The sequence below is a fragment of the Methyloparacoccus murrellii genome (assembly GCF_054657115.1).
In genome coordinates, this window is the sequence record NZ_BAAHXD010000117.1 from 1 (window position 1) to 568 (window position 568).

Here is a 568-nt window from a genome sequence, read left to right on the forward strand (position 1 = left end):
CTAGAACATCATTTTTTGCGAATCGCCGCCGCATGAAGCGATGCTTCGCCAGCAACGCGTCCAGGGCATCAAGCCAGCGCTTAGCCAATTCAGGCATCTGGACGAATCTGAGAGTATGCCCAGTAGGTGCAGTATCGATAAAGATCCGGTCATAGACATCTTGATTGACCAGATCGGACAGAGCAAGATATGCGGCAACCTCATCCATGCCGGGCATGGAAAGGCTCATCAAGTTCTCAATATCCTCCTTATCCAGGAAAGTGCCACGATCCGCGATTTCTTTCAACAAGGATTCATTGTCATCCTTGAAGGCATGCAATGCCGAAGCAGCATCCAGCTCAAGCACCGATAAGTTTTCAGGATACCCGCCTTCGTCGAGCACCATCTTCAGCGAATGAGCCGGGTCAGTGGATAATATCAGTACTGATTTAGTTGGATTCTGGATGGCAAACCGCAACGCCGCACTTGTGGCGCAAGTCGTCTTGCCGACACCGCCTTTGCCGCAAAAGAAGACAAGCCTAATTGATTCCGCGCTCAGAAACAGAGGTAAGCCAACCCCACCAACACC

Annotated in this window: 1 protein-coding gene; it reads right to left on the reverse strand. The window is 51.1% G+C overall.

Annotation, left to right across the window (positions count from 1 at the left end; genetic code table 11):
* A partial coding sequence (locus tag ACYQ1H_RS15535) for an ArsA family ATPase (protein ID WP_460028944.1) occupies positions 1-568 on the reverse strand: 568 nt, incomplete at both ends.